Source organism: Mesorhizobium sp. M1A.F.Ca.IN.020.03.2.1 (assembly GCF_004023205.1).
Classification (GTDB): domain Bacteria; phylum Pseudomonadota; class Alphaproteobacteria; order Rhizobiales; family Rhizobiaceae; genus Mesorhizobium.
This window is the reverse complement of the sequence record NZ_RZSV01000131.1, coordinates 1-9,544: the sequence shown is the minus strand read 5'-3', so window position 1 is coordinate 9,544 and position 9,544 is coordinate 1. Positions and strand designations below refer to the sequence as shown.

Below are 9,544 nucleotides of genomic sequence, written 5' to 3'. Positions count from 1 at the left end.
CTTGCAGCGGAAGCGGATGGTTTCGAGCGGCTTGTTCCAGCCGACCACCTTGGCCACGTCGTTCGCCTTGAAGCGGCCGGCGTGGTAGCAGTGGCGGCATTCGACTATGAGCAGCATGTTGGCCTTGGCCGCCCGGCCGACGCTGTCCATGGGTCCGGCCATTTCTCATGTCCGGTCTGAATAATCCTCAGGCAGCGGCAGCAGGCCGAGCCAGGCGGCGCGGAAATCGAGGTCCCTGCCCGCCACCGCGCCCATCATCTCATGCAGCCTCTCCACCAACCCGTTGAGCCGCCAGTACATTTCGCCGTTGGTCTTGAGATTGAGCTGCGCCGCCAGCACGGTCTGGCGCAGTTCCAACGCATCGCGAATGATCGCCTCCGCGTCCGACCGGAACAATCTGTCATAGCGGCTTTTCCGTCTGCCCAACGCGGCTCTCCGTGATCCTGAGCAACCGCCCCATCTGCTGACAAAATAGGAACCCGTTCCTCGCTGAGTCAATTCGTCGTTGACAATTTTGTTCCCTTTTTGTTCACATGCTAATGGAAACCTGCGGAGCACCCGAGATGGATCACATCGTCAGGCTCGACAGCCGCGAGGAAGCGGCGCTTCAGGCAATCGCCGAGCGGTTCATCGCCCGCCACAAGGGCGACCCGGTGAAGGCGCTGAAGGAGATGATCGTGTTCAACGGCCATCTCCAGCAACGGCTCGACGCGCTCCAGGCTTCAAGGCTTCGTCAACGAGACGCGTCGGGACGGCGCGGCTGAGGCATGCTGCCCCGTCAGGCGGCCCGCAGTCCTTCCTTCGGACGCAGGTTCTGGTTCATGCGGAACAGGTTCTGCGGGTCGTAGCGCTGCTTGATCTCGAGCAACCGGCCATAATTGCCGCCATAGGCCGCTTCGACACGGTCGATCTCATCCTCCGGCATGAAGTTCACATAGGCCGTTCCGGCAGCATGAGGCTTTGATGCTTCATAGATGTCTCGAGCCCATTCGATGCAGGCCTTGTCCATGGCCGGTTCGCGCCAGCGGGCGTGAACGTTCATGACGAAATGCGAGCTCCGCTGCGGAAACGCCGTCGCATCCGCCGGGACGCGGCCAGCGACGCCGCCGACATGGCCGAAGAATATCTCGCATTCGGGACCCGGAAGGCTGGATATCGCGGTCGTGGTGATCTCGATCGCGCTGTCGGAAAGCTCGGTGAAGTCATGGCTCTTCCAATAGTTGCGGGCGCCAGGCGCGAGCAGCGGATCGAAGGCCTGCTGCCAGCCCGTGAACGGATTGGGACCGACGACGTCGGCGATCGGCGTGCCGATGGCGCGGAGCTTTTGCGTCGCCTTTTCGCCAGCCTCGATATCGCCGCAATAGCACATGGCCAGCACCAGCACTTCCTTGCCGTGCCATTCGGCCGGCAGGAAGGGCAGCGGCGGCGCCTGCCGCATGACCACCCAGCAGGTCAGTTCGTCGGGAGCGGTTTCGAGCGCGGCGCGGTATTCCCGAAGCACCTTCCCGGCATCGGCGAAGGGATGGACCACAAGGCCCGACAGCACTTGCGGCCCGAACCGGTGAAGTTTGAACTCGAACCCCGTGACGACGCCGAAATTGCCGCCGCCGCCGCGCAGCGCCCAGAACAGGTCCGCGTTCTCGGTCTCGCTGGCGCGCAGCAGCTTGCCGTGCGCGGTTACCACGTCGGCGGAAACGAGATTGTCGATGGTCAGCCCGTATTTGCGGGTGATCCACCCGAAGCCGCCGCCCAGCGTCAGGCCGGCGATGCCGGTGGTCGAGTTGATGCCGGTCGGCAGCGCCAGCCCGAAGGCCTGCGTTTCGCGGTCGACATCGACAAGCGTGGCGCCGGGTCCGACCCAGGCGCGCCGCGCCGCGACATCGACCCGCACAGACTTCATCATGGAGAGATCGATGACGAGGCCGCCCTCGCAGATGGCGCTGCCGGCAATGTTATGACCGCCGCCGCGCACGGAGACGAGAAGTCCGTTCTCACGGGCGAAATTCACCGCGGCAACGACATCGGAGGCGCCGACGCAGCACGCGATCAGCCCGGGCCGCCGGTCGATCATGTCATTCCAGATGCTGCGCGCGCCGTCGTAGCCGGCGTCACCCTCCCGCAGAACCGTGCCGCGTATTTGCGTCGAAAGCGTTTCCAGGGCGGCGGCGTCGACCGTGGTCTTGCCGCCCTCAAGGGCAGTGAAGCTCATGGCATTCATGAATTCCTCCCGTTCTTGTTGATGAGCCCCCTCCGCCCGAATTTTAGTGTGCGCTCATGTTCGGCATCCCGCAAGTTATCGCGGGCAGCGAGCCGGCCGTGCGGGCCTTGCTCAACAAACGATTGGCAAGAACGGCACGCGCGTTGCCAGCAATCTTGACGGGCAGGAATAACAGGCTTTCAATCAAGAGAGATTATCGCTGCGGATATAGGGGAACGCCGCATGAAACGCATGTTGTTTGCCTGTTCGATATCGTCTGTGCTGCTATTGTCAGCGAACCGGGCGTTTGCGTTCAATTTCGGCTTCGTCAGAGTGCCGGACTGGATGGATCCTTATATCGGCGTGCTCGTTGCCGTCACCCTCTTCTTCTGGCTCGGACTGGCGGCGACAAAGCCGAGCGGCGTGCCGTTCAAGCAGGTGCGGTATGTGAAGATTTCGCCCATAGCGAATTTCTTCTACCTCGGCATCGCCTTCTTCTTCACCATCATGATGATTATGCTGTTCGCCGGCATGGGCCAGAGGCGATACGCTGAGTGGACCGGCGCAGCGTAGAGAGTGAGCGAAACGGGACAGATCGAAGCTCTTTCGCGCCCCTTCTGTCCTGCTGGAGATCTCCCCCTCAAGGGCCCTCAAGGGGGAGATTGGCAGCTTCGGCGCCGTGCTCCTATGCCTTCACCCGCTTCAGCGCCTGCGCCATGCAGTGAATGCCGCCGCCGGTCTTGGAGATCTCACTCATGTCGACGGCCGCCACCTCGAAGCCACGTGCCTTCAGCTTTTCAATCAGCGTCTTGCTCGAGGTCGGCGCGATCACCCTGTCCTTGCCGAGCGACATGAAGTTGCAGCCGAGCGCCATCGTATCCTGGAAGGGCACGTCGATGATCTCGTGGCCCTTGCCCTTCAGCCAGTCGACGATGCCGGGCTCGGTGCAGGCAAGGCAGACGGCGGTGAGCTTTTCGGCGATCGGCACCACCATCAGGTCTATGTGCACGTAGTATTCGTCGATGAAGGCGATGCGCGTCTCCCAGCCTTCCTTGTCGAACCAGGCCTGCACCTGGCGCGCTCCCTCCTCCTGCGTGCGGGCGCCGCCGCAGCCGATCAGCACCACGCCTTCCTCGATGACGTTGAAGTCGCCGCCCTCGAAGGTGCCGGCGGTCACCATGTCGTAGATCGGGATGCCGAGCTTCTCATAGGTGCGGATGGCGGCGTAGTTCTCGCCGCGCCGCCACCAGTTGGCCATTGCGGTGATGAACGCGCCGTAGGGCGTCATGACGCTGGAGTCGCGCGAATAGACCTGCATCGGCAGTTCCGGCGTCGGCTCGTGCCAATGGATGGTGACGCCGAAATGCTCGTAAGCGGCGACGAGGTCCTTGTGCTGCGCCTGGGCGATCTGGATGTTGCAGGGCGCCTCGCGCAAATGCTTTCTGGACAGCGAACTGGTCGAAAGATGGCGAAGGAAATTGGGCGAGCCGAGCAGCACGTCGGTCAGAACATCGGTCTCGTTGGCGAAGCCCCAGGCAGTAAGCGGCTTGGTGCCGCCATTGGGATTGCGGCGCTGCAGCGAGAACGGCTCGGCGACGATGCGGTCATGGACGGTCATGGTGTTCTCCTCGTGGGTCGGTCTGCCTGAGATCATTGGCTGCTCGGTATCCACCAGTCGCGCCCGCGCGCGGTGTGGACATATTCCGGCCAGCGGAAGTTTGTCGGCGGCTCGTAGTCACAAAGCGGCGCGATCCAGTTCGAGCCGCCGGCGCCGCCGCCGGTTCGCCTGACGAATTCGTCCATGGCCGCATCGCGCGCCGCCTTGTCTTCCAGTAGGCGAAGCGCGGTGAGCGCGACGGTCTTGGAGGCGCAGGTGACCATCGGGTCGATGGTGGCCGCAATGCCGCCCAACGCATTCATCACCCAAGCGGGATAGGCGTGACCATTGGCCGAGCGCAGCGCCGGGCGGGCGACGTAGAAGCGCGATGTCGGCGCGTGCCAGCTCATGTCGGTATAGTCGTCCGAGGTCGAGTTCACCTGCGAGGGCGGCAGGTCGCGCCGCAGGATCGCCTCGGCCTCCTGCGGCGTGATAAGGCGCTCCAGCTCGTCGATGAACGGATTCTCGGTCGCCTCGCCGCCAGCATTGACCTGGACCTCGCGGGCGATCGCCCTCGCCTCTTCGTTCCACTGTGGCGGACCGACGGTCGAGAGCGCTTCATAGGTGATGCCGGCCATGGCGTGGTTGGCCAGTCCCGGGCGCGACTTCGACACCCAGTGGCGTTCGTAGCGGGAGCCGCTCATCCTGGCGGCGGCTTCCGCGTTTCGGTCGAGCACGGCGGTCACCTGCTCGGCCATGGCGATGGTCGGCACGCGGATCATGTACTGGATCTCGGCAAGGCCCGCCGGCAGATTGTCAGCGGTCGCCTGGCCCGCGGTCAGGATCGCCTCGCTGATCGACCAGCCGCCCTGGTGCGCCAGCATGGAATCGCGCAGCGCCTTGGAAGCCATGTACATCATCATCAGCGCGTCGTTGGCACCTGGCGCCCTGACCGCGGAATGCGCCTGCGGGATCGGGGCGCCGTCGCTTGCGCGGCCCCAGTTCTGAGGCTCGTCGCAAATGAAGCGGTAGATCATCGCATAGGCCGCACCGCAATGCGTGTCCCAGCGCGCGGTGTTGCAGAGCGGCAGCATATAGAAGGGATGAAAGGAGATCATGCCGGCAAGGCCGTCATAATAGCCCTTGGCGGCATGGATCGGCTTCGAGCCCCTCACCTTCTCTGCCGGCTCGCCAGTGAAGCGCAGCGTGCCTTGAATGCCATGCTGCTGCATCGCGGCCTTGGCGGCGAGCAGCCCGCCGAGGCTGCCAATGCCGAGGCCCGAGTGCGGATCGGTATGGCCACCCGCCTCGACGCTGAGCCCCGCCCGCGGTTGCTTGACCGTCGCGGCATCCTGGCAGTTGCCGGGCACGGCGTCGTATTCGGCATACATGCCGATCGTCGGTCCGTCGCCATTCGTCCAATGCGCGCAGAAGGCGGTCGGCATGCCGCCCGAGCCCTCTTCCACCGAAAAGCCTTCACGCTTCAGCCGGTCGACATACCAGGCTGCGGACTGGTACTCGCGCCAGGCGGTCTCGCCGAGGTCGAAGATGGTGCGCGTCCAGGCCGACAAGAGCGGCTGGATGCCGTCGATGCAGGCCAGTGCCGTTTCCTGCGCTGATGTCGTCGCCGGTTTCTCCATGCGGCAAAGAAAGCAGTGAAGCGGCTCTTCAAAAAGTGATATGTTTTCCCGGCTCGTGCAAATTCGGTTCACCTGAGGCCTCTTGCGCATACCCTCCACGCAGGCGCTTCGCGCCCTCGACAGTTTTGCTCGTCACGGCAGCGTCTGGCGCGCGGCCGATGAACTCCACCTCACCCGCAGCGCCGTCTCGCATCAGCTGAGGCTGCTCGAACGCGACCTCGGCTTCGATCTCTTGCAGCGCATCGGCAAGGGCGTGGCGCTGACGCCGCGCGGCCAGCGCTACGCCGCCGATGTCAGGAAGGCGCTGACCGTGCTCGGCGACGCGGGGACGCAGAACAGCGGCGCCGGCGTCGGCGGCTCCTTCGGCATCTCCTGTCCGCCGGGCTTCGCCTCGATGTTCCTGTGCACCCATATCGGCGAGTTCCAGCAGATGTATCCGGACGTCGCGCTCTCGGTGCTGACGCCGCGGCGGCTCGACGATGTCAGCAATCCGGAGGCCGACGCCTTCATCGCCTTCGGCGTCGGCAACTGGCCGAACCGCGCGGTGGAGCTGCTTTGCGAGGTCTCCTTCACCCCGCTCTGCAGCCCGACGTTGCTCAACAAGGTGGGCGGCTTTTCCAAGCCCGCCGACGTGCTGCGCGCCAACCTGCTGCATCTCAGCGATACCGAGGACTGGGCGCGCTGGCTGGCGCTGTCGAAGGTGGAGAATCCCGACACCGAAGGCGGCATCTTCTTTTCCGACATGAACCTTGTCTTCTCGGCGGCAATCGCCGGCCAGGGCATCGCCATGGGAGACGAGCTGACCGGCCGCCGGGCGCTGAGCGAGGGCCGGCTGGTCAAGCCGTTCGAAGCGACGGTACCCTCGCCGCGCTCCTACTATCTGGTCTTCGAGCATGCCAAGGCGGGCCACCCGGTACTCAATGCCTTCAGCGACTGGCTGCGGGCGAAGCTTTTGGAAAGCAGGCTGGCGAAGTATTGAAGGCGGGGACGCCGGCACGCCTTAGGATGTCCCTCGGAGTGCTAATCGTCCGGTCGTCATCCCCGGGCTTGACCCGAGGATCCATTCCGTGGCGATCGCGAAAGGCACGCTTGATCAGAATTCTGCACCGTTGCAGCTCCCAGAGGTCACGGCATGGCAACCAGGTCTGCGCGCGTCGCTTCGCTCCTTGCTCCGCCCTGAAATGCCGACGGCATGAACGATTTCGCCAATCGCGAAGGTTGGCGAGCCCGCCGAACGCCCAAGTTTGGGAGACGCTCGCGCCACCTGCCCATCCGTGAATCAAATTTGCCGAACAGACGAAAACTATTCGGTTGCGGTGAACGCGCGCCGTGCATACGATTTGAAACAAGCGTGAGGACGAAGGCAGGATGCAGCAACCCGGCCGGGCCGCAGAGATCAAGGCGAACGGGATAGGCAAGAGCTTCGGCTCGTTCCGGGCGCTGGACAATCTCACGCTCGATATCGGCCGCGGCGAGTTCCTGACGCTGCTTGGGCCATCCGGTTCCGGCAAAACCACCTTCCTGATGATCTTGGCCGGCTTCGTGCAGCCGAGCGAGGGCAGGCTTTTCAGCGACGGCACCGACATTACCGACCGGCCGGCCGAACAGCGCGCCGCCGGCATGGTGTTCCAGGGCTATGCTTTGTTCCCGCATATGAGCGTGGAACAGAACATCGCCTTTCCGCTCAAGGTACGCAAGAAGTCCGCTTCAGAGATCAAAAGCCGTGTCGGCGAGATGGTCGAGCGCGTCGGTCTCAAAGGCCACGAGAAGAAATTGCCGGCGCAGCTTTCCGGCGGCCAGCAGCAGCGCGTGGCGCTCGCCCGCGCCCTGGTGTTCGAGCCGGGCGTGCTGCTTCTCGACGAGCCGTTCTCGGCGCTGGACAAGAGCCTGCGCGGCCAGATGCAGGCCGAGATGAAGCGGCTGCACCAGGAGACCGGCACCACCTTTGTCTTCGTCACTCACGACCAGAGCGAGGCGCTGGCGCTTTCCTCGCGCGTCGCCATTTTCAATCACGGCAAGCTCTTGCAGGTCGGCAGGCCGGACGAGGTCTACGACCGGCCGGCCAGCCGCTTCGTCGCCGAGTTCCTGGGCGAGATCAACATGCTGCCCGTGAAGGGCGTCAAGCCCGCCGATAATGGCGCCACCGGTGTCTGCGAGGACCGGGCGGTCAACATGCGCTCCAAAGCAGAAAAGGTCCGCGGCGACGCTATCCTGGCAATCCGGCCGGAACACATGTCGATCGCGCCGGAGGCAGCGGCCGGCGAAAACGGCATCGCCGCCACTGCTGTCGCTTCGACCTATCTGGGTGCGGCGACCAAGCTCGACCTGACCACGCGCCAGGGTGCGAAGGTCACCGTCTCGGTGCCGAACGAGGTGGCGGCGGCAGCTTTGAGCAAGGGCAATTCCGTCTGGCTGACCTGGCCGGCGGAAAAGGGCTTCCTCCTGCCGGACGGAGGACAATGAGCGCCGAAGCGGCGTGAATTCGCCGCGCCGGTTTCCGGATCAGATCAATTAAAACAAGGGGAACTGACATGAACGAGACCAAGAAACAGACCATCGACTCCCTCGCAGAGAGGGCAAAACGCGGCGAGATCTCGCGCCGGCAATTCGCGCAGCTTGCAGGCCTCGTGCTCGCCGGCACGCCGATGCTGCTGCGCTCGACCCATGCTCAAGCCGAGACCAAGGGGCTGGTGCTGGTGAATTGGGGCGGCGACGCCATCACCGCTTACGACGCCGCCTACGGCCAGGCCTTCACCAAGGATACCGGCATCCCGGTGAAGATGGACGGCTCGGGCCCGACCGAGGGCGCGATCGCCGCGCAGTTCAAGAGCGGCGCGCCGACCTGGGACCTGGTCGACGTCGATCCGTTCTCGGCCATTACGCTGGGCGGCCAGGGCATGCTCGAGCCGATCGACTACAAGATCGTCGACAAGAGCAAGATGCGGCCGGGCTTCGGCTGGGAATTTGCCGCGTCGACCTATTTCTTCTCCTACGTGATCGCCTACGACTCGCAGAAGTTCGGCTCCAATGCGCCGACCGGCATGGCCGACTTTTTCGACGTGAAGAAATTCCCCGGCAAGCGCTCGCTCTACAAATGGGGCGTGTCGAGCTGGGAAGCCGCCCTGCTCGCCGACGGCGTGGCACCCGCCTCGCTCTATCCGCTCGACCTCAAGCGCGCGCATGACAAGATCGCCGCCTTCAAGGAAAACGTCGTCTCCTATTGGGGCGGTGGCGCCGAAAGCCAGAGCGTGTTGCTCAACGGCGAGGCTTCGATGGCGATCGTCTGGTCGACGCGCGCCTCGCTGATCGAGCAGGACTCGGGCGGCCAGATCAAGTTCATCTGGGACCAGGGCCTGATCTCGCCCGGCGCGCTCGCGGTTCTGAAAAACAATCCCGGCGGCAAGGAAGCTGCGATGAAGTTCATCGCCAGCACGCAGGATCCGCAGAAGGAACTGGTGATGTTCGACAAGCTCGGCCAGGGTCCGGCCAACCCGGCCGCCGACGCGCTGATCCCGGCCGACAAGAAGCGCATCAACCCGGTCGATCCGGAAAACATGAAGAAGCAGATCCCGCTCGACATGGAGTGGTACGCCAAGAACTACGGCGCGGCGCTCGACGAATACACCAAGATCATCTCGGCTTGACCGGGCGGAGATGCTGAACTGACATGAGGGGCACCCTCTCCGACAGGACGGGCGCGGCGCTGTTGATGGCGCCGCTGCTCCTGTTCCTCGTCCTTGCCTATGCCTGGCCTTTCCTCGGCGTGGTGAAGTGGAGCTTCACCCTGCCGACGCCCGGGCTCGGCCAATATGGCGCGCTGGTCAGTGATCCGCTGGTGCAGTCGGTATTCGTCCGCACGTTGCGCATCGCGGCGATCGTCACCATCGTTTCCGTCACCGCCGCCTATGCGATCACGGTCGTCTGGGTGCGCGGCAGCCCGGTGCAGCGCGTGCTTGCGGAATTCTGCATCCTGGTGCCGTTCTGGATCTCGGTGCTGACGCGCGCCTTCGGCTGGGTGGCGCTGTTGTCCAACCGCGGCCTCGTCAACACCTGGCTGCAATCGTACGGCTTCATCTCCGCGCCGCTGACGCCCGTGCGCAACGAGCTCGG

The 9,544-nt window shown here is 64.2% G+C and carries 9 protein-coding genes and 1 pseudogene; 6 read left to right on the top strand and 4 right to left on the bottom strand.

Annotation, left to right across the window (positions count from 1 at the left end; genetic code table 11):
- Positions 1-165: 165 nt before the first annotated feature.
- On the bottom strand, positions 166-426 hold the full coding sequence (locus EOA79_RS20025; protein WP_127334994.1) for a hypothetical protein: 261 nt from the start codon (positions 424-426) through the stop codon (positions 166-168).
- Positions 427-563: 137 nt separating this feature from the next.
- Here EOA79_RS20025 and EOA79_RS20020 point away from each other — a divergent pair, with 137 nt between their 5' ends.
- On the top strand, positions 564-764 hold the full coding sequence (locus tag EOA79_RS20020) for a hypothetical protein (RefSeq protein ID WP_095779104.1): 201 nt from the start codon (positions 564-566) through the stop codon (positions 762-764).
- A 14-nt stretch (positions 765-778) separates the two neighbouring features.
- On the opposite strand, the gene EOA79_RS20015 is transcribed toward EOA79_RS20020, so the two are convergent.
- The gene (locus tag EOA79_RS20015) at positions 779-2,218 is read right to left on the bottom strand and encodes an FAD-binding oxidoreductase (RefSeq protein WP_095826397.1); all 1,440 of its coding nucleotides are present in this window, start codon (positions 2,216-2,218) and stop codon (positions 779-781) included.
- A gap of 222 nt (positions 2,219-2,440) precedes the next feature.
- Between EOA79_RS20015 and EOA79_RS20010 the strand changes: the two genes are divergently transcribed.
- On the top strand, positions 2,441-2,770 hold the full coding sequence (locus EOA79_RS20010; RefSeq protein WP_127334993.1) for a hypothetical protein: 330 nt from the start codon (positions 2,441-2,443) through the stop codon (positions 2,768-2,770).
- A gap of 112 nt (positions 2,771-2,882) precedes the next feature.
- On the opposite strand, the gene EOA79_RS20005 is transcribed toward EOA79_RS20010, so the two are convergent.
- Both EOA79_RS20005 and EOA79_RS20000 read right to left on the bottom strand, forming a co-directional pair.
- Complete coding sequence (locus tag EOA79_RS20005) at positions 2,883-3,815, bottom strand: dimethylarginine dimethylaminohydrolase family protein (protein ID WP_067330684.1); 933 nt, start codon at positions 3,813-3,815, stop codon at positions 2,883-2,885.
- A gap of 32 nt (positions 3,816-3,847) precedes the next feature.
- Complete coding sequence (locus EOA79_RS20000; protein ID WP_095826399.1) at positions 3,848-5,434, bottom strand: peptidase M20; 1,587 nt, start codon at positions 5,432-5,434, stop codon at positions 3,848-3,850.
- An 82-nt stretch (positions 5,435-5,516) separates the two neighbouring features.
- On the opposite strand from EOA79_RS20000, the gene EOA79_RS19995 reads away from it, so the two are divergent.
- The 4 genes and pseudogenes from EOA79_RS19995 to EOA79_RS19980 form a co-directional block, all read left to right on the top strand.
- Positions 5,517-6,413, top strand: a complete 897-nt coding sequence (locus EOA79_RS19995; protein ID WP_066999260.1) for a LysR substrate-binding domain-containing protein — start codon at positions 5,517-5,519, stop codon at positions 6,411-6,413.
- A 389-nt stretch (positions 6,414-6,802) separates the two neighbouring features.
- Positions 6,803-7,897, top strand: coding sequence for an ABC transporter ATP-binding protein (locus tag EOA79_RS19990; protein WP_127334992.1), 1,095 nt, complete (start codon positions 6,803-6,805; stop codon positions 7,895-7,897).
- A gap of 68 nt (positions 7,898-7,965) precedes the next feature.
- Entirely contained in the window at positions 7,966-9,078 is a 1,113-nt protein-coding gene (locus EOA79_RS19985; protein WP_095779108.1) for an ABC transporter substrate-binding protein, read from the top strand.
- A gap of 23 nt (positions 9,079-9,101) precedes the next feature.
- Positions 9,102-9,544 (top strand): annotated as a pseudogene (locus tag EOA79_RS19980) (ABC transporter permease); the annotation flags it as partial.

Coding starts and splice junctions, on each gene's coding strand:
- EOA79_RS20020 (WP_095779104.1), top strand. CDS start 564: ATGGATCACATCGTCAGGCTCGACAGCCGCGAGGAAGCGGCGCTTCAG.
- EOA79_RS20015 (WP_095826397.1), bottom strand. CDS start 2,218: ATGAATGCCATGAGCTTCACTGCCCTTGAGGGCGGCAAGACCACGGTC.
- EOA79_RS20010 (WP_127334993.1), top strand. CDS start 2,441: ATGAAACGCATGTTGTTTGCCTGTTCGATATCGTCTGTGCTGCTATTG.
- EOA79_RS20005 (WP_067330684.1), bottom strand. CDS start 3,815: ATGACCGTCCATGACCGCATCGTCGCCGAGCCGTTCTCGCTGCAGCGC.
- EOA79_RS20000 (WP_095826399.1), bottom strand. CDS start 5,434: ATGGAGAAACCGGCGACGACATCAGCGCAGGAAACGGCACTGGCCTGC.
- EOA79_RS19990 (WP_127334992.1), top strand. CDS start 6,803: ATGCAGCAACCCGGCCGGGCCGCAGAGATCAAGGCGAACGGGATAGGC.
- EOA79_RS19985 (WP_095779108.1), top strand. CDS start 7,966: ATGAACGAGACCAAGAAACAGACCATCGACTCCCTCGCAGAGAGGGCA.